The following is a 17721-nucleotide window of genomic DNA, read 5'->3' on the forward strand; positions in this document are numbered from 1 at the left end:
GCGCCGTCTTCCGGCGCGACCGAGATCGCCGGGGCAGGTGGGGCGGCGGATTCGGTCCCGGATTCGGTGGGTGAGCCGCCGCAGGCCGCGACCAGCACCAGGAACCCGGCGGCTAGGCCGGCTCGGAAACGTCGTCCTGACATGCGCCCCTCCTGTGCTCGGTGCCGCTCAGCTCTGCAGGCCGACCTCGACGTCGAGCGAGAGGTTGATCTTGTCGCCGATCACGGCGCCGCCGTCGGCCATCGGGATGTCGGTGGTGAGGCCGAAATCGCGGCGGTTGATGGTGGCGGTCGCGGAGAAACCGGCGACCGGGGCATCGGCCATCCCGGGGCCGGTGCCGAGGAATTCGACCTCGAGGGTCACCGGGTGGGTGTTGCCGCGGATGGTGAAGTCGCCGGTGACGGAGAACTCGGTGCTGCGCGCCGTGAAACCGGTGGCCTTGAAGGTGGCGATCGGGTGGTTGGCGACGTCGAAGAAGTCGGCGCTGGCCAAGTGCCCGTCTCGTTGCGCGTTGTCGGTGGTGACCGAAGCCACCTTCATCTCGACATCGGCATCGGCGGAGCCGTCGGGATGAACCACGAGCGTGCCCGCGAAATCGGTGAATCGGCCGCGCACTTTGCTCACCATCAGATGGCGCACGGAGAACTGGAGCGTGGAATGCGCGGGGTCGATGACCCAGGTTCCAGCGGGTAGTCCGGTAGGGGCCGACATGGTCTCTCCTCACTTGGCGATCCGGCCGTGTGGGCCGACGGGCGTGAAGCGATAGCGCCAACCAGCGTAACCCCGTTCACCGCGGGCGGGTCAGTCCTCGCTGGTGGCGCGTTCGCCGAGAAACCGCAGGAGCGCGGGATCGGTGGAGGTGAAGCGGTCTGCTTCCTGCCCGCCGGTGCACTCGTAGAGGGCGATGGTCACGGAGTCGGGTCGGCGGCTGACGACCCGCCAGACCGCGCCGGAATCCTGCCAGCGGAGAAGGGTTTCGACGGGGTCGGTGCTCACTCGATCCACCGTAATGTGCCGCGATCGCGGATCGTCGGGTCGGCCGATGTGCTGGCCACGGTTTCAGCGGGACAGAGTTGCGCTCAGATCCGTTCGCGGTAGTTCGCGGCGACGAGCGCGAGGCAACCGGCGGCGATCGCGGCGGTGACCAGATACATGGCGGGGTAGCCGAAACCGAGGCCGCTGTGCAGGGACGACAGGACCGCGGGCACGCCGAAGCCGAGGTAGCTCACCGAGTAGAAGACCGCGTTCAAGCCCGCGAGGTCGCCGGGGCCCGCGAGACGTTCGATCTGCTGCAGCCCTGCGACGAGGCCGATGCCGTAGCCGCTGCCGAGCACCACGGCGGTCAGCAGCGTCACCCAGATGCTCAAAGTGGCCGCCGTCCACGCCGCCAGAACCATGCCGGTGGTGAGCAGCACGAGCGCGACCACCGCCGCGCGCGCGGTGCCGGGACGGTCGATGCGTCGCGCCACCGATTGGATGGTGAATCCGCAGCCGAGCGTCACCATGGTGACCAGGGCGGAGAAGGCGATCGGGGCCTGCTGCACGCGCGGCAGCATCAGCGTCGGCAGGACCGCGTAGGCGGTGGCGTTGGCGGTGAACAGCCACAGGGCGATCGGCACCGCCACCCGCAGGAATCGCCGGTGCCCGGCGGCGGGGATCTTCAAGTCGTCGCGCAGCCTGCCCGGATTCGCTCGGCGGGTCACGGTTTCCGGTGTTCGAGCCACCCAGAACGCGGTCGCGACGCAGAGCGCCGCGTTGACGAGATAGGCGGTCGAATCGGGCAGCGGACCCCACTGCGCGAGGGTGCCCGCCACACCCGCGCCGAGGGCGAACCCGGCGGTCAGGCTCATCGCGGATCGCCGGGCCCCCTTGCCTGTGGCAGCGGCGGCGAACGGAGGTTGCGACAGTTCCTTGAGCCAGCTGCCGCCGACCGCCATCGCCAGTCCGAGCGCGACACCGCACAGCATCCGCCCGGCCGCCAGCATCGGCACCGAGGCCGCGCCCACCGCGAGCAACAGCGAACCGGCCGCGGCGATCAGTGGGGCGGGCAGCATCAAGGGGCGGCGGCCGAACCGGTCGGACAGTGGGCCGCCGATGAGCAGGGCGGGCACGATGCCGAGGACGTAGTAGAACAGCAGCAGGTCGACCGCGGTCAGCGCAAGACCGTGGGCTTTGTACATCACCAGCAGCGGCGTGAACTCGTTGCCGCCCCACGCGATCGCCACCATGGCGGCGGACACGCCCAGCCAGGCGCGGGTGACGGAGACAGCACTGGGCCGCTCGGTGGTGAGAATCGCCATCACAGGCCCTTTCCGTTGTGCGCGCACCGGAATTCATGGATGTGGCGGTCGTACGGTCGCCGATCTGCTCGGCCGGACACCGCTACTCCCGCCGCCCGCGCACAGGGCGAACTGGTGGCAACCGGTCTCATTTTAGGGGCGGCCGGTCGCTGTATTACCGTCGGCCTGTGCGTGAGCTGCGGATGGGGTGTGCGATGTGGACGCATCCGCAGTGGCAGCAGCGGTTGCCCGCGCCGGGGGAGCGCCTGCGTGCCTACGCCGGGCACTGCGGTGCGGTCGAGGGCAACACCACGTTCTACGCGACGCCGTCCGCGTCCACCGTCGAGTCATGGGCCCGACAGACCGCGCCCGATTTCCGGTTCGTGCTCAAGCCGCCGAGGGCGGTGACGCACGAGCGCCGGCTAATCGACGCGGGCGCCGAACTCGGGGCGTTCCTCGACGTGATGGCACCGCTCGGGCCGCGGGTGCACGCGTTGTGGATCCAGTTGCCCGCCTCGTTCGGCCCGACCGATCTCGGCGCCCTCGCGCGCTTCCAGCGCGAGTTGCCCGGTGGACTGCGCTGCGCGGTGGAAGTGCGTCATCCAGCGTTCTTCGACGACGAGCGGGCCGCGGTGCAGCTGGAACGGGTGCTCGGGCGGATCGGGGCCGAATGGGTGCCGTTCGACACGACGGTCCTGTTCGACGGGCCACCGGGTGACCCCTCCGAATTCGAGGCACGGGCGAAGAAGCCTCGCGTTCCGCGCCGGATGCGGGCGCTCACCGAGTACCCGATCGTGCGCTACCACGGGCGCGCCGACACCGACCGCACCGTCGCGGGCTGGCAGCCGTGGGTGGAGACGGTCGCGGGTTGGCTGCGCGAAGGTCGCTCGCCGACGGTCTTCGTGCACACGCCCGACAATGCCGCGGCCCGTGGCCTGGCACGCCGTTTCCACGATGAGGTCCGCGCGATCGTCCCCGACCTGCCCGCCCAGCCGACACCCGAGTCCGACGAGCCGATGACGCTGTTCTGAGCGGATGTCCGGAATCCGGCCAGGTTCTCAGAGGCTGCTCCTATCGCGCGTTGTCGCTTCATGCCGACGTTGGCATGAAGGTTGACCGACACCCGATCCGCAAAGCCCGGGCTGTTCGAGAGAAACTCCGTTTCGCCGAGCGGCGCCCATCGTGGACACCTAGGGTTGGTTCGGGGGTGCCGGGGGGTTCGCACACGCCCGTGAGATCTACTTCGGAGTGACGAATTGACCGAGCACACAAGCGAACTCGACCAGGCGATCGCCGAACGACTCGAACCGTGGACCGCCCGGCTCGGCGCCGACCGCAAGGCCTATTTCCATCATGTGCTGCGGGTATTGCGCTCAGCCGATCTCCTGTTCGCCCGCAGCGGCGAGCCGGGGCCGCCGCCGAGTTCGCGGGAGGAGTTCCGCACCGCGGCGACCTTCCATGATCTCGGCATCTGGGCGGCATGCACCTTCGACTATCTCGAACCGTCGTGCGCGCTGGCGGGCGACTGGCTGATCACGCACGACCGGGAGGACATCGCCGAGCTCGTCGCCGAGATGATCCGCGACCACCATCGTGTGCGCCCGGCGGGCGCCGCGACCGATCCGGTGGAGCTGTTCCGGCGGGCCGATCTGATCGACGTGACGTTCGGCGCGCGCCGCTACGGACTGCCTTACGCGGCCTACTCCGCACTGATGCGGCGGTACCCGGACAGCGGCTTCCATCTCGAGCTGGTGGAGCTGACAGTCCGGCGCGCGCTCATCCATCCGTTCTCACCTTTACCGATGATGCGCTGGTGAGAGCCTATTTCGGCAGCACTATTGTCACGACGCCAATACTGCGGCACACTGGTGTCCGTAACCACCGGTCACGCCTGGGCCGGTGCTGTGCCGAGCCGAACAAGGAGACTCGATGGCCGCCAATCGGTCCAGCTGGATGAACGAGGACCTGGACGCCCTGCGTGACATGACCCGTGCGTTCATGGCCAAGGAACTTGTCCCCAACATCGACAAGTACCGCGAGCAGCACCACGTCGACCGCGACCTGTGGAACAAGGCGGGCGAAGTCGGCCTGCTGTGCATCTCGATCCCCGAGGAGTACGGCGGCGGTGGCGGCACCTTCGCGCACGAGGCCGTGCTCATGGAGGAGCAGGCCCGCGCGGTCGACACCTCGTGGGGAATCAGCCTGCACAACGGCATCGTGGCCCACTACCTCCTCGCCTACGGCACCGAGGAGCAGAAGAAGCACTGGCTGCCCAAGATGGCCAGCGGCGAGGTCGTCGGCGCCATCGCGATGACCGAGCCCGGCACCGGCTCCGACCTGCAGGCCGTCAAGGCCAAGGCGATCCGTGACGGCGACGAGTACGTCATCAACGGCTCCAAGACCTTCATCACCAACGGCGCACAGGCCGACCTGATCATCCTGGTCGCCAAGACCGACCCCACCCAGGGCGCCTCCGGCGTCTCGCTGGTCCTGGTCGAGGCCGATCGCGAAGGGTTCCGTCGCGGTCGTGTGCTCGACAAGATCGGCCAGAAGGGCCAGGACACCTCCGAGCTGTTCTTCGAGGACGTGCGCGTCCCGGTGACCAACCTGCTCGGTACCCAGGAGGGTCAGGGCTTCATCCAGCTGATGCAGCAGCTGCCCCAGGAGCGCTTGATCGTCTCGATGGGCGCGGTCGCGGGCATGGAGGTCGCCCTCGACCACACGCTGCGCTACACCAAGGAGCGCGAGGCGTTCGGCCGTCCGGTGTTCGGTTTCCAGAACACCAAGTTCAAGCTGGCCGAGGTCGCCACCGAGGCCCGCATCGCGCGCGTGTTCATCGACAACTGCGTCGAGAAGCACCTCCGCGGCGAACTCGACATCCCCACCGTCGCCATGGCGAAGTGGTGGACCACCGACAAGGCGATGCAGATCGCCGACACCTGTCTGCAGCTGTTCGGCGGCTACGGGTACATGAACGAGTACCCGATCGCCCGCATGTGGGTCGACAACCGCGTCCAGCTGATCTACGCGGGCACCAACGAGATCATGAAGGAAATCATCGCCCGGAGCCTGTGATACTCCAGCTCGATCGGTGATCGCGACCGGCCGTGAACTCTTGTTCGCGGCCGGTTTTCGCTGTTGGGGGGTCATTTCGTGACCTATCCGTCGTCCCCGCCGAGACGAATGTCCTTCGACAAGCGGTACAAAACCGACGACGGGGACGGTGCGGCAACAGTGGACACGGACGGCAGCGGTTCGACGGGACGACCCGGACCGGAACCGGTACTGCCGGACCGAGCACAGATGATGCAGGCGGTCTGCGGGGTCGCCGGTGCGAGTGATCCCGTCCTCTCCGCCGCGCACGAGCTGGCCACGCTGCACGAACGCCGCGAACAGCAGATTCCCGGCGATACCAGCGAGATCGACTGGGCGCGTGCGCGTCTGGTCTGCGAGATCGACCGCTGGGTGGTGATCCGCTCACCCACTCCGGCGACCTCCGCACCCATGCACACCGAGAGCATCGGCGCCGTCGTGGACCGCATGGCCCATTTCGCCGCGCTCACCTACCGCGCGCTGGCCTGCGGGGCCGAAGCCCAACTGCGTGCCGCGCAACTGCGCCTGCACGAATTGGCTTGTGGTTACGACGATCTCATCGCCGAGGTAGCCAGTGGGGCGCGGCGGCTACCCGACGGACTCGACGGCGACCCACCGCACAGCGATGGGACACAGCAGCTGCGGAAGATGCCGCGCGACGACTAGCGGCGGCGTCATCGCTTTCCGGTCGCTACCTGGGCGATCAACGTCCACATCACCGCCCACGGGTGTTCAGCCGGGCGCCGTACCGTCAGCGAGAGACGGCGAACGGAGCCCGGCATGCTCGATCCGCGACTGCACACCGCATGGTTGGTCAACGCCGCCTCGGGGGCGGCGGCGGCCACCGTGCGTGCGCCGATGGCGCGGCCGTATTCGTGGAGCGGCGTGCGTGATCGGCTCGTCGTCACCGATCTCGAGGTCGTCACGGTCACTCACGACACGGCGATCCTCACGTGGTCGACCCATCGACGTGATCGCGCGGGACAGCTTCGCCCGGCCGCGGCCGACACCGAAGTATTGCTCGCGCCCGCCGACAGCTCGGCCACACCGGTGACCCGCTACCTCGACGGCCGTCGCACCGCGCACCACTACGCGCAAGTGCGCGGTCTCGAGCCGGGCCGCCGATATCGCTTCCGGGCCTGCTCCGACGGCGAAACCGCTGTTCCCGGCCGTACCTGGGTGACTCGACGCCCTGGAACTCCGGAGGTCGCGGGCGTTTTCCTCACCGCGCCGCCACCGCCGGGGCGACTGCTGCGCACGATCGCCCTCGCCAACGACCTGCACTGGGGCGAGGACCGCAGCGGCTTGATCGTCGCCGGGCTGCCGCCGGGTCTGCGCCACGACGACGGCCACTACCCGCAGGTGATGACCGAGGCACTGCTGCACGACATCCGCCGACCCGAGCGCGCGGCCGATCATCTGGTGGTCGCGGGCGATCTCACCGATTGTGGCACCGCTGAACAGTGCGCGGGCATCGCGGCGCGTCTGGACGCCTGGGGCAGGGCGGGCAGCGACCACTTCGTCTGCCGTGGCAATCACGACGTTCCGCGCGGCGCGAATGATCACTGGGGCCAGGTGTTTCAGCCGTTCGGGCAACTCGCCTGCCATGAGCTGGGTGGCTTGCGTCTGATCGGTCTCGACACCACGCGCAGGCGTGGTTCCGGCGGCACGATCGGCGCCGGCCAACTCGCCGAGCTCCGCGCGACACTCGCCGCCGACCCCGACCGCCCGACGCTGATCTTCGGCCACCACCCCGCGACCCGCTATGCGGCACTGAGCAACCCCGGCGGCCCCGGTTTCGTTCTCGATCGTGCGAGCGTGGCCGCACTGCAAGCCTGCTACCGAACGGCCCCTGGCGTATTCCTGCACCACAGCGGCCACACCCACCGGAATCGCCGCAGCCGCCCCGATTCCGGCCGCGTCGAATACCTGGAGGTAGCTGCCGTGAAGGAGTACCCCGGGGGCTACGCCCTGCTGCGCATCTACGAACACGGCTACACCGTCCACTTCCACCGCATCGCCGCAGCGGCGGCGCTGGCCTGGACGAGCAGGACCCGCAGGCAATACTTCGGCCTTCACCCCGACCACGCTCTCGGCAGCCTTTCCGATCGCAATCACCGTGCACCCCATGACTTCTCGGGAGTCACCGCGCTGCGTTGAGGCAGTCGACGGACCTCGCTCAGGAGCTCGTCGAAATCGACTTCGGCATCCACGCTTCGACCGTCGGTGGCGATCAGAACATCCGCACCGCGACCAAGCGCCAGCTGTCCTTGGTCGACTCGATGCGGCCGGCGATAGCGAGAGTTCGCGGCCCACGCTGATACGAAGCGAAGACTTCGGCGGCACCCTCTTGTGTCGCGGTCAGTTTCACGCGGGTCAGGGTGGCGCTGCCCAAGCCCCGGCCGGGGACCAAGTCCTGCGCGAGCATGGTGTTGATGGCGGCGAGTACTCGCGCGTCTGTGTGAGCGCGCAGGTGAGTCGACGATCTGCGCCGATCGACCACCTCCAAGAGCAGCCGGAGCACCTGTTCGGCGAATCGCTTTGCGGTCGCGACAGATTCGCCGGTCGGCGCTGCCTGCGTGCAGGAGGCGCGTACCGCCCTGCGGATACTCGCCGGCGTTCCGCCCGCGGCCCTCGGTCGACCGGACCCAGTAACCCGGTGGGGCACAGCGGTATTCACGGCGCCAGAACGCGGCACCTCTTCCCCACCCTCCAACCGCGGCTCGCAATGCGGCGCGGGCGACAACACCGTTCCCTCCGTAGACATGCTCGTCCCCTTCGAGTCAGTCCACCCACTCCCCAGTGGTGGCGCACAGCATGACACGGAGCTCCGACAAGTGTTCGCGAAATCAACGCACGTCACCTCGAGATGTCCGCTCTGAGCGCACACCTGGAACTGTCCTGTGGCTGTGCGTTCAGTGTGGTGTCGGTGGCCTGTGTCACACTCGCTGATGATGAGCCGCCACACGACTGTCGAACGCGGTCCGCAATGTAAGCGGATCGGGGTTTCCCCGTTTCGAGAGTAAGGGCAAAACTGTCCCGTCGTTTCGGCTCCGCAGCATCCAGGCGAAAACCGGGCGGGCGTCTGTCCGGGTCGGTGACCACGACACAGCGCGGTCAGTGACTCTGCCCGGGTCAGCCTGACTACCGAATCGTCCGATCTGCATCCGGCGCACCGTCATGAGCCGCGCGAAGACAGTGATTGCCAGGGTTGGGTCGGGATCGACCGCGCCGCGTTGTGGTCACGATCTGCGCTGAACCCACACTCGCAGAGGAACACTCGATCCGCCAACGCCAGGGCCGCACTGATCGTTCCACAGGCAGAGCACCGTTTTGCGAGACAACGACTGCGCCAGGTGTCGTTCCTGACTCAGCCCAGCGGCCAACGGTTCAGGAGCGGTATCGAAGCGGGCGACCTCCACCCCGTCGGCAGTAGCGGCGACAGCAAATACTGTCAGCCCGACGACGCCCGAGAAGGGCGGTGCCTGAAAACTATCGGAGTTTCCAGACATGCTGTAAGAATGGTCCGTGCCGTTCACACCTGTGGTCACCTGCCTGCCTTCGCGCGCCCGGGGCGGTGGTCTGGCATGACGATCGAATCCGGTCTCGAGGACGACGTCAGCCAGCTCGCCCAGCGAGTCGAACGTGCCCGCGGGCGTCTCGCTTACCAATTCGATCCGGCCCTCACCGACGCGCTCTCCGAAGATGAGCTGCGCGCCGAACGCGAACTCGCCGAACGCATCCGTGAACAGGATCGCGAACAGCGTTGGAAGCACACCCAGGCGATGGCGTCCGCATCGGACCGCAGCCGACAGACCACCGAAGCGATCGAGAAGGCCGACATGCGAGATCTGCTGCTCGCCAGGAAGGCGATGGCGTCCCAGCGTCGCGAATCGAGCCCGCACGCGAAGCTCGCTTCGCTGTACCGGCACCGGTCGTGGTCGCTGAAGGCACTGGCCGGCGTAGTCGGCGCGGGCATGCTGTGGTCCGCGGTGAACGTGCAGCAGAACATCGCGCCCGGTGGGCCGAGCGATCCGCTGTTCTGGTTCAGCTATCTGCTCGAAGCGATGATCAGCGTGTGTCTGATCATCATCATGGTCGGCACGAACAAGGTCGCCGAGTGGGGCGTGATCGACAACCGCCGCCAGGTCGCGCTCGCCGAGCTCGCGCTGCTGGGGCTCACCGTCACCCTCAACACGTACCCCTACGTGCGAGAAGGGCGCTGGTACGACGTTGCCGTGCACGCGGTCGCGCCGGTGATGATCGGTGTCGCGCTACTGATCCACGACGCGGTCAGTGCCCGGTACGGCTTGGCCATCACCCGCGCGACCAGCCAGGTCAGGGACCTGCCCGACCCCGCCGACAACATCCTCGGCCGCCAGGCCACCGAGGGTATCCGCCTCACCTACACCCCGCCGATGACGGGCGCGGCTCGTGCCGAGGCGATCGCTGCCACCGAAACGGCCGCCACCACGCCGATCACCCGCGAACCCGCCTGGACCCCCACCGAGCCGGTTGCCAACGGCAACGGCCGCTCGCCGGAGAAGCGCAAGCGCTTCGGCATCGGCAAGCCGTCTTCCGCGGACAAGGCCACCGCCAAGAAGTCAGCTCCCGCGCCCGTGGTGGCACCGGAGCCCGCCAAGGAGCCGGCCAAGCCGGAGCCGGCCACCGATTCGGTTCCCGCCGCCCGCAAGAGCGCCATCTCCGACATCGAGGCCCGGGTCGAAAAGGCTTTCGCCGAAGCCAATTTCGGCTACGAGGCGATCGAGCCGACCAGCATCTACGACACCGGCCAGTTCCGCATCGCGGAGAGCCTGGAACAGGAACTCAACGACATGCGTGAGGCCCGCCGCCAAGCCCGCAAGGAGCGCGCGAACTAGCAGGAAGGACAGAAGGCCGATACCCGCGACTGCGCGGGTATCGGCCTTTTCCCTGTTCGGGTCAGCCGAAGATGCTGCCGCCGGTGCCAGCTTGCTGGCCGCCGCCGGTGCCGCCGATGAGGCCGCCCGGGGGAAGTTCGGAGGGCTGGACGATGACGAAGCCGCGGCCGGAGAACGCGAGGGTGCTCGCTTCGCCGGTGCTGCGGCCCATCAGGCGGCCGAGGCCGAAGGAGTCGTTGCGCTTGATGCCGGTCTGCAGGCTCGACGACCACGCTACGGCGGCGTTCGGGTCGGCGTAGGTGGCCTGGTCGACGGTGAGGACGACCGGGGTGCCGTGGGTGGTGATGGCGATGCGGCCGCGGCCGGTGAAGACGCAGTTGAACAGGCCCGCGTTGGAGGCGTAGCCCGCGGCGCCCTGGACGCGGCCGATGTCGTAGCGCAGCGTGGAGTCGAAGGCGAGGACGTTGGCGCCGTTGATGGTGAGCCCGTCGGTGCCGTCGAGGTCGATGATGTGCACGTCGGCGGCGCTGTTGGCCAGGAACAGGTCGCCGCGGCCGGTCACCTTCATCAGCGGCACGCCTTCACCGGTGAGATGCTGGCGGATGGCGCGGCCGATGCCGCCGGAGCCGAGCGCCTCGAACTTCAGGTCACCCTGGTAAGCCACCATGGACCCGGATCGCGCCATCACCTCCCCGTTCATGCCGACCTTCACCATCTTGCCGCCCTGCTTCTGGATACCGAGGCCGTTGACCTCGGCATGCGAGGGGTCGAACAGGTCGCTGTGCACGGGCTGGGCTCCTTGCTGAGATGCATACGTTGGCTGTTGAGCGGGTCCGCCGGGCTGTCCGTAGGCGGGTGGCGGGTAGGCCGGTGTGGGCGCGGCCGGGTAGGCAGGTGCGCCCGGCGGGGGTGCGGCCGGGTAGCCGGATGGCGTCCCCGGCTGACCCGGAACAGGGGGTGCCCCAGGGGGCGGCGCGAATTGACCGGGTGGCATCGGGGCGTGGGAACCGGGAGGGTGCGGCGGCAGGTGACCTGGGCCGGGTGCGCCTCGGGAGTCGCCGGCAGTGCCCGCCACGGCACCGGAATTACCCTGCGCCGCAGCGGGTTCGGGCTCGTCGTCGAGGTTCACACCATAAGCCGACGCGATGCCCGCGAGCCCGTCGTCGTAACCCTGACCGATCGCGCGGACCTTCCACGCGCCGTTGCGGCGATAGATCTCCACACACACCACACCACTCTCGGTGGTGAGTCCGGGGATCGAGAAAGTCAGTGCGGTGGAACCGGATTCGATGGTGGTGGTCAAGGTGCCGACGGCGGCGAACGTCGCGGGTCCACGACCGTCGAGGCTCGCGGTGACCACCACCTTGTCCACATCGGCGGGCAACGCCGAGGTCTGCACGCCCACCACATCGGGTCCGCCGTTGCCGTGCCGGTACACCACGCCCGGCCCGGTCGGCTGATTGAAGAAGACGAAGTCGGCGTCGGAGCGCACCTTGCCCGCCGCGTTCACCAGCAGGGCCGACACGTCGACCGACGCCGAACTCGCGACCGTGACGGTCAGTTGGTCACCGGGCGCGGGCCGGTTCTCGCCGGGAGCCAGCGCGGTCACGACACAGCACCCGAACGTCGCGCGATTCGCAAGTGTTCCACGCGTTCGATAGTGCCGTGTATGCCGTCACCGCGCCAGCAGGGAACCGTCAGACCGGCTGTTGATCGCCGCGATCCAGCGGAATCTCCAGGTGCACCGTCTGGAAGCCGCCGTGTGGCCCTCGGGCGTCGCACACGATGTGGCCGAAGGTCAGCCAGAATTCGAGCGCACCGGGTGTCCGGGCGTCGGTGTGCAGATACAGCCGCTCGAAAGCCGGGGTGGCGCGTACGTGCTCGACCGCCGCGGTGACGAGCCGGGTGGCCAGTCCGCGTCGATGGTGCTCGGGCCGCACATAGACCCGGAACAGCTGCGCGGTGGTCTCGTCGGGGTAGCGGCGCGCGAGCTCGGCCGGATGCGGGGGATGGGCGGGCCCCTGCGCCCGGATCGCGGTGGTGCCGACGATGACGCCCTCGTGCGCGGCGACCCACAGCCGGTGGCGCGGATGCCGCAGATACGCGGTGTCCGGGTCGATCACGTCCTGGTGATATTCGGGCAGATAGCCGATGCCGAACACCTGGTAGAAGGTGTCGAGCATGACGCTGCGCGCGCCCGCGAGATCCGCGGTGCCTGCCTCGCGGACGAGGTAGCCGGTGGTGGCGGCGGTCATCGCAGCTGCGCCAATTCGCGGTCGAGCACTTCCAGACCCTCGACGGCTACCGGTCCGGGCCCGGTGTAACCGAAGGGCGCCACGATGATCCGGTTCTCCCGAATCGCGCGCAGCCCGGCCAGTTCGGGACGTTGGCGCAGGGCGGTGCGCACCGAGTCGGGTGTCTGGTCGCCCTGGGTGAGCAGGATGATCACTTCGGGATCGGCGGCGATGAGTGTTTCGGTGTTGGCTTCGAAGTTGCGCTTGTCGATCTGGCCGTAGACATTGCCGAGGCCGAGGATCTTCAGCTGTTCGTGGACGGTGCTCTTGGCGCCATAGGCTTTGAGCTGGGCGCCGTCGCGCGACAGGATCAGTGCGGCGGCGGGACGGGGAGTCGTTGTGCCACTGTGCCGTTCGGTCACCGCCTGTACGCGCTGCTTCAGTGTGGTGACCTCGGTGTCGGCCGCGGTCTCGGTGCCGAAGAGCTTTCCGTAGAGGGCGATGTCGGCGAAGACGTCCTCGAAGGTGCCGGCCGCGTCGCGGCAGTAGCCGCGGGTCACGATCAGCGGAATGCCCACCTGGGCGAGGTCGTCGGGGGTCACTGAGAGACCTTCGACGCTCACGACCAGGTCGGGCGCCCGGCTGATGATCTCCTCGCGGGCGAGTTCGGCGGTGGGCGCGGTGATTTCGATGCCCTGCAATGCCTCGCCGTACTGGCCGGGGAAGGCGGCGGCTTCGAAGGTGCGGGTGACGATGCGGTCCGCGGCGCCCGCGGCCGCGATCAGCGGTGCGGCGATGGAACCGACCGTGACGACGCGCTGTGGGGGCGAGGAGAAGGTGACGTCGCGACCGCAGCTCGAGATCGTCAGCGGGAAACCGCTTGCCGAGGGTGCGGTGGCGGGAGCTGGTGTGCCGCAACCGGTAACGATCGCGCTGGTGAGGAGGGCGAGTACAGGAACGGCGGAGCGGCGGGCGGAGATGACACGGGTGAACACGGTGGTGGTCCTCATCGATCGGTGGGGGATTTCGCCCGGTCGTCGTGACCGGGACAGCGGGGGTGGAGTGCGGGTTTCAGGACTCGCCGGTGGCACGGAAGCGACGGATCAGGACGAGGAGCAGTGGGGCGCCGACGGCGGCGGTGACGATCCCGATGGGCAGTTCGCGTGGCGCGAAGACGGTGCGTGCCGCCACATCGGCGATCACGAGGAAGAGCGCGCCGATGAGCGCGCTCACCACGAGTAGGTGCCGATGTGTGCCACCGGTACACAGCCGGGCCACGTGCGGCACGATCAGCCCGACGAAGCCGATCGCCCCGGCGACGGCGACCACCGCGCCGACCGCGAGTGCGACGATCAGCAACGCCCACAGCCGAATGCGATTCGGTGCGATGCCGAGCGTGCGCGCGGTGTCGTCACCGGCGGCCAGTGCGTCCAGCCGGGGCGCCATCAACAGCACCGCGACCAGTGCCACCGCGACGACGGCGACGGTGGTCGCCACCGAGGACCAGGCGGCAGGCGCGAGCGAGCCGAGCAGCCAGAACAGCACGGTGCGCGCGCCTTCGGGCCGGTCGGAGGCGAAGATCAGGAAGCTGGTCGCGGCCGAGAAGATGTAGCCGATGGTCACCCCGCCGAGCAGCAGCCGCAGCGAGGTGAGCTGGCCGTTGATCCGCGAGATCACGAACAGCAGCGCGGTGGCGATCAGCGCGCCGATGAACGCGCTCGCCGCGAGGGCGGTGGCGGTGGTCGCCGCGGCGACCCCGAACAGCAGATACACCGCCGCGCCGGTCGACGCGCCCGAGGTGACGCCGAGGATGTGGGGGTCGGCGAGCACATTGCGCACGATGGTCTGCAAGACGGCACCGGTGATCGCCAGGGCGGCGCCCACGAGTGCGCCGAGCAGCACGCGCGGCACCCGCACCAACCAGACGATGGAGTCCTGGGCGGCGCTCCAATCGACGGATACCGGGTGACCGAAGACATGGTGGCCGATGATCCGCGCCACGGTGCCCGGCGGGACGGCGACCGGTCCGAGCCCGGCTGCGACCACCAGCGTGCAGGCGAGCGCGATGGTGAGCCCGGCTGTCAGCAGCACCGCGCGGTCGCGGTGGCGAGCGTGATCGAGGTCGTCGATGGCCGGATCGGCCACCAGGGTCGCGGTCATGTCGTGGCCGCCTCTCTGGTCTCGGACGGAAGTGTTGTGGCGGGGGGTTCGGTAGCCGGGCCGAAGAGGAGTTGGACGGCGCCGAAGGCCGACGTTCGGCGAACGGGGATCTTGTAGACGGGTTCGAGGATCCGCGGGGTCAGGACTTCGGCGACAGTGCCTGCGGCGGCGACGCGCCCCTGGTCGAGCAGGACTAGGCGGTCGCAGTAGCGGGCGGCCAGGTTCAGCTCGTGCAGCACCACGATCGTGGTGGTCGCGGTGAGACCGCGGACCAGGGTGAGCAATTCGTGCTGGTAGCGGATGTCGAGGTGGTTGGTGGGTTCGTCGAGGAGCAGGTGGTCGGCCTGCTGGGCGAGTGCTCTGGCGATCAGGACGCGCTGGCGTTCGCCGCCGGAGAGCGTCGCGAAACGGCGGTCGGCCAGCGCCCGAGCCCCCACGTGTTCGAGCGCGGCCGCGGCGGCGATCCGGTCGGCGCGCGAATACCCCTGGAACGCACCGACCCACGGCGACCTGCCGAGCAGCACGGTCTCGGCCACGGTGACCGGCGTATCCGGCGGCGCTTCCTGGGCGACGACGGCGAGGCGACTCGCGAGCTCGCGCCCGCGCAGCCGCTCCACCGGCACCGCGTCGACGACGACGGATCCGCCCGCCGGGCGCAGCGCCCGGTACATCAGCCGCAGCAGCGTGGACTTGCCCGAACCGTTGGGGCCGATCAGTCCGAGCGTGCTGCCGGGTGCCACACGAAAGCTGATGTCGTCGAGCGTGATTCGGCCGTCGTAGGCGAAGCGGATCTGGTCGACGGTGATCATCGCGGAGAGCTCTCTGTTCGGGGAATCGTCACCGGGTGTGGGTGATCGACGGTGGGAACGCGCTGTGTGCCGGGTCGCCACGAGTGATGCACCGCCACCGAGCAGGCGAAGGCGGCGCAGATCTCGTGCGCGGCGAGGACCTGCTCGCGCAGACGTGGATCGTTGTCGGCGAGCAGGATTCCGGTGGTCGTGCCGCTGTGGGCGACGACGACTCCGGCCGCGCCGATGGCGCGCGCCGCCCGGATGGTCGCGTCCAGATGCGGACGGTCACGCGATGCGGCGCTCAGCACGGCACTGCGGGTGGCCACCGCGCCGATCGCGGCGATGTCACCGTGGGTGATCGCCGGGCCGAGTTCGCCGAGCAGCCTGTCGAATTCGCGTTTGTCGGCGGCGCTGAAACCGGGTTCGCCCCGGTTGAATTCGACGGTGTCGACCGAGCCGCCCTCGTCGCCGGTGACGATCGTCAGTGCCGGGAGGGTGCCGAGGCGGGCGAGTAACCGCACCTCGCGATGGAAATAGGCGACGGTGCCCGGGTACATGACGCCGTCGGACGGTTCGATGGCGCGCAGGTCGGCTTCGAGTTCCGCGACGGGCACCGAGCGACCCTCTGCGTCGGCGACCGCGCGGGCGGTGGCGACGAGATCGGCGGTGGAGCTGGCCAGCCCCTTGCCTTCGGGAAGTTCGCTGTGCAGGGTGAGTCGCCCGCCACCCAGCACGCGCGACCTGCCGACCATCCCGCTCGCGAGTCGCGCCGCCTTCGACTTGCCCTCCGGCACAACATCTATGCGGTCGCCGCCCGGCTCGAAGACGGCCACCGTGCCGCGCCGAATGGGGAGCGTGACCAGGAAATGCCGATTCTGTTCGGTGACGCCCTGGAGCAGTTCGCCGCAGCTTCCGTAGGCGCGGCCGACACCGATTCCCGGCGTGGCGAGATCAATGGTCATCGGAGTCATCGCCTTTCGCTGGGGGTGTTGTCGTCGGCGACCGGTGCGAGTTCGGGCCGGATCGCTGCGGGGCCGGGCAGCAGGTGCCGGCGGTGTAGCCGCAGCAGCGCGAGGGCCGACAGCACACCGGCCGCGGCGCACAGCAGCGAGGGCGGCCAGCTCAGGGGGCCGCCGGTGTGGTCGAGGACGGCGCCGGTGATCGAGGTGGCGACGACCGTGAAAATGCCGGACGCCAGATAGAACGCGCCGAAATAGGTTCCGGTCAGCCGAGTTCCGGCGAAGCGGCCGATCGCCTCGTTGACGAAGGGTTGCACCGCGGTCACGCCGATCGCGAGCAGCACCGCGGCCGCGACCACCGGAGCAATCCGGATCACTGTGCCCACCACGCTGTTTCCCTCGAACGGCACCACCCCCGCGACGGCGGGAGGCAGGAGGAACGCGGCTCCCATGACGGCCATCCCGAGCGCCATCGCGGGCCCGCGCTGTGGTCTGCGCGCCAGCACCGTGGTGACCCGAACCTGGAGTGCCACCACGGCGATCGTCTCGACCACGAACAGCGCCGCCACCGCCGCCGGACCGTGCCCGGGCCCGGCACTGTCCTGCGCTTGGAGGGTGAACAGGAAGTAGATCTGGCTCTGCAAAGCGAACATCGGCATCAGCGCGAGGGTGAACGCCCAGAACCGGCGATCGGTGAACACCGTCGCGAAGTCGGTACCGACCCCACCCTCGTGCGCGGGCACCGGTCGCGCGGGCAGCAGCAGCCATTGCACCACGGCCAGCACCGCGAAGATCGCCGCCGCGACCAGGGCCGATATCCGGAAGCCCGCCGCTGTCAACACGGTGCCGAGTACCGGTCCGATCGCGGAGCCCGCATTGCCGAAGACGTTGAACAGCGCGAAGGCCTGCGCCGAATGCGCACCGCTGTCCCTGGCGATGAACGCGCGGACCGCCGGATTGAACAGTGCCCCAGCGAAACCGGTGAGCACCGAGGCCGCCAGCACCACCGGCAGCGAACCGCCGACGGCGAACAGCGAGAAGCCGAGTGCCCTGATCGCCAGGCCGACCATGATCACGCCGCGCGCGCCGAGCCGGTCGGCCGCCGAGCCGCCGACGAGGAACAGACCCTGCTGGCTGAGATTACGCACCCCGAGCACGATTCCGACAACGGCCGCCGACAGCGCGAGGTCGTCGAGGAGGTAGTCGGCCAGAAACGGTACGAGGAGATAGAAACCGATATGCCCCACAAGATGATTCACGAGCAGTAGCCGGACGGCCCCCGGTAGCGCGCGGAAGGTGTCGATGCCGTTCATCTGCCGGTTCCG

The 17721-nt window shown here is 68.9% G+C and carries 17 protein-coding genes and 1 pseudogene; 6 read left to right on the plus strand and 12 right to left on the minus strand.

The genetic code is table 11. The annotated features are described in order from the left end of the window. Positions 1-168 precede the first annotated feature (168 nt). From ACWGCN_RS22740 to ACWGCN_RS22750, 3 genes are all read right to left on the minus strand, one after another. Positions 169-711, minus strand: coding sequence for a YceI family protein (locus tag ACWGCN_RS22740; RefSeq protein ID WP_378994759.1), 543 nt, complete (start codon positions 709-711; stop codon positions 169-171). A 90-nt stretch (positions 712-801) separates the two neighbouring features. Further along, the gene (locus tag ACWGCN_RS22745; protein ID WP_378994757.1) at positions 802-996 is read right to left on the minus strand and encodes a hypothetical protein; all 195 of its coding nucleotides are present in this window, start codon (positions 994-996) and stop codon (positions 802-804) included. An 83-nt stretch (positions 997-1079) separates the two neighbouring features. Next, positions 1080-2300, minus strand: coding sequence for an MFS transporter (locus ACWGCN_RS22750; RefSeq protein ID WP_378639341.1), 1221 nt, complete (start codon positions 2298-2300; stop codon positions 1080-1082). A gap of 167 nt (positions 2301-2467) precedes the next feature. Between ACWGCN_RS22750 and ACWGCN_RS22755 the strand changes: the two genes are divergently transcribed. The 5 genes from ACWGCN_RS22755 (at position 2468) to ACWGCN_RS22775 (ending at position 7532) form a co-directional block, all read left to right on the plus strand. Beyond that, positions 2468-3310 (plus strand): DUF72 domain-containing protein, encoded by an 843-nt coding sequence (locus tag ACWGCN_RS22755; protein ID WP_452460289.1) that lies wholly within the window; start codon positions 2468-2470, stop codon positions 3308-3310. 225 nt (positions 3311-3535) lie between these two features. After that, the gene (locus ACWGCN_RS22760; RefSeq protein WP_452460290.1) at positions 3536-4096 is read left to right on the plus strand and encodes a hypothetical protein; all 561 of its coding nucleotides are present in this window, start codon (positions 3536-3538) and stop codon (positions 4094-4096) included. A gap of 112 nt (positions 4097-4208) precedes the next feature. After that, entirely contained in the window at positions 4209-5354 is a 1146-nt protein-coding gene (locus ACWGCN_RS22765; protein ID WP_452460291.1) for an acyl-CoA dehydrogenase family protein, read from the plus strand. A 228-nt stretch (positions 5355-5582) separates the two neighbouring features. Further along, positions 5583-6038, plus strand: a complete 456-nt coding sequence (locus ACWGCN_RS22770) for a DUF4254 domain-containing protein (RefSeq protein ID WP_378994749.1) — start codon at positions 5583-5585, stop codon at positions 6036-6038. A gap of 114 nt (positions 6039-6152) precedes the next feature. After that, positions 6153-7532 carry a metallophosphoesterase gene (locus tag ACWGCN_RS22775; protein WP_452460292.1) on the plus strand — a complete coding sequence of 460 codons (1380 nt, stop codon included), beginning with the start codon at positions 6153-6155 and terminating at the stop codon, positions 7530-7532. Positions 7533-7605: 73 nt separating this feature from the next. Here ACWGCN_RS22775 and ACWGCN_RS22780 read toward each other — a convergent pair whose 3' ends face one another. Next, positions 7606-8139 carry an Rv3235 family protein gene (locus tag ACWGCN_RS22780; RefSeq protein ID WP_452460293.1) on the minus strand — a complete coding sequence of 178 codons (534 nt, stop codon included), beginning with the start codon at positions 8137-8139 and terminating at the stop codon, positions 7606-7608. A gap of 411 nt (positions 8140-8550) precedes the next feature. Beyond that, a pseudogene (locus ACWGCN_RS22785) lies at positions 8551-8694 on the minus strand (zinc ribbon domain-containing protein); the annotation flags it as partial. A 265-nt stretch (positions 8695-8959) separates the two neighbouring features. On the opposite strand from ACWGCN_RS22785, the gene ACWGCN_RS22790 reads away from it, so the two are divergent. After that, positions 8960-10252 carry a hypothetical protein gene (locus tag ACWGCN_RS22790; protein WP_378994743.1) on the plus strand — a complete coding sequence of 431 codons (1293 nt, stop codon included), beginning with the start codon at positions 8960-8962 and terminating at the stop codon, positions 10250-10252. Positions 10253-10313: 61 nt separating this feature from the next. On the opposite strand, the gene ACWGCN_RS22795 is transcribed toward ACWGCN_RS22790, so the two are convergent. From ACWGCN_RS22795 to ACWGCN_RS22825, 7 genes are all read right to left on the minus strand, one after another. Next, positions 10314-11861, minus strand: a complete 1548-nt coding sequence (locus tag ACWGCN_RS22795; protein ID WP_452459178.1) for an AIM24 family protein — start codon at positions 11859-11861, stop codon at positions 10314-10316. Positions 11862-11949: 88 nt separating this feature from the next. Beyond that, positions 11950-12507, minus strand: coding sequence for a GNAT family N-acetyltransferase (locus ACWGCN_RS22800; RefSeq protein ID WP_452459179.1), 558 nt, complete (start codon positions 12505-12507; stop codon positions 11950-11952). Then, positions 12504-13481 (minus strand): ABC transporter substrate-binding protein, encoded by a 978-nt coding sequence (locus tag ACWGCN_RS22805; RefSeq protein ID WP_452459180.1) that lies wholly within the window; start codon positions 13479-13481, stop codon positions 12504-12506. The genes ACWGCN_RS22800 and ACWGCN_RS22805 overlap by 4 nt, the downstream gene beginning before the upstream one ends. A 76-nt stretch (positions 13482-13557) precedes the next feature. Then, positions 13558-14646: a FecCD family ABC transporter permease gene (locus ACWGCN_RS22810; protein ID WP_452459181.1), complete on the minus strand. Its 1089-nt coding sequence runs from the start codon at positions 14644-14646 to the stop codon at positions 13558-13560. Continuing rightward, a complete protein-coding gene (locus ACWGCN_RS22815; protein ID WP_452459182.1) occupies positions 14643-15455 on the minus strand; it encodes an ABC transporter ATP-binding protein in 813 nt (270 codons plus the stop codon). The genes ACWGCN_RS22810 and ACWGCN_RS22815 overlap by 4 nt, the downstream gene beginning before the upstream one ends. Then, positions 15452-16399 (minus strand): GHMP family kinase ATP-binding protein, encoded by a 948-nt coding sequence (locus ACWGCN_RS22820; protein ID WP_387445338.1) that lies wholly within the window; start codon positions 16397-16399, stop codon positions 15452-15454. The genes ACWGCN_RS22815 and ACWGCN_RS22820 overlap by 4 nt, the downstream gene beginning before the upstream one ends. A gap of 5 nt (positions 16400-16404) precedes the next feature. Then, complete coding sequence (locus ACWGCN_RS22825; RefSeq protein WP_452459183.1) at positions 16405-17709, minus strand: MFS transporter; 1305 nt, start codon at positions 17707-17709, stop codon at positions 16405-16407. Between the last annotated feature and the right edge of the window lie 12 nt (positions 17710-17721).

Source organism: Nocardia sp. NPDC055050 (assembly GCF_053608345.1).

What these genes read in the sequence shown, in the direction of transcription:
- ACWGCN_RS22775 (WP_452460292.1), top strand. Translation starts at nt 6,153, where the DNA reads ATGCTCGATCCGCGACTGCACACCGCATGGTTGGTCAACGCCGCCTCG.
- ACWGCN_RS22740 (WP_378994759.1), bottom strand. Translation starts at nt 711, where the DNA reads ATGTCGGCCCCTACCGGACTACCCGCTGGAACCTGGGTCATCGACCCC.
- ACWGCN_RS22800 (WP_452459179.1), bottom strand. Translation starts at nt 12,507, where the DNA reads ATGACCGCCGCCACCACCGGCTACCTCGTCCGCGAGGCAGGCACCGCG.
- ACWGCN_RS22815 (WP_452459182.1), bottom strand. Translation starts at nt 15,455, where the DNA reads ATGATCACCGTCGACCAGATCCGCTTCGCCTACGACGGCCGAATCACG.
- ACWGCN_RS22810 (WP_452459181.1), bottom strand. Translation starts at nt 14,646, where the DNA reads ATGACCGCGACCCTGGTGGCCGATCCGGCCATCGACGACCTCGATCAC.
- ACWGCN_RS22765 (WP_452460291.1), top strand. Translation starts at nt 4,209, where the DNA reads ATGGCCGCCAATCGGTCCAGCTGGATGAACGAGGACCTGGACGCCCTG.
- ACWGCN_RS22790 (WP_378994743.1), top strand. Translation starts at nt 8,960, where the DNA reads ATGACGATCGAATCCGGTCTCGAGGACGACGTCAGCCAGCTCGCCCAG.
- ACWGCN_RS22780 (WP_452460293.1), bottom strand. Translation starts at nt 8,139, where the DNA reads ATGTCTACGGAGGGAACGGTGTTGTCGCCCGCGCCGCATTGCGAGCCG.
- ACWGCN_RS22750 (WP_378639341.1), bottom strand. Translation starts at nt 2,300, where the DNA reads ATGGCGATTCTCACCACCGAGCGGCCCAGTGCTGTCTCCGTCACCCGC.
- ACWGCN_RS22820 (WP_387445338.1), bottom strand. Translation starts at nt 16,399, where the DNA reads ATGACCATTGATCTCGCCACGCCGGGAATCGGTGTCGGCCGCGCCTAC.
- ACWGCN_RS22825 (WP_452459183.1), bottom strand. Translation starts at nt 17,709, where the DNA reads ATGAACGGCATCGACACCTTCCGCGCGCTACCGGGGGCCGTCCGGCTA.
- ACWGCN_RS22770 (WP_378994749.1), top strand. Translation starts at nt 5,583, where the DNA reads ATGATGCAGGCGGTCTGCGGGGTCGCCGGTGCGAGTGATCCCGTCCTC.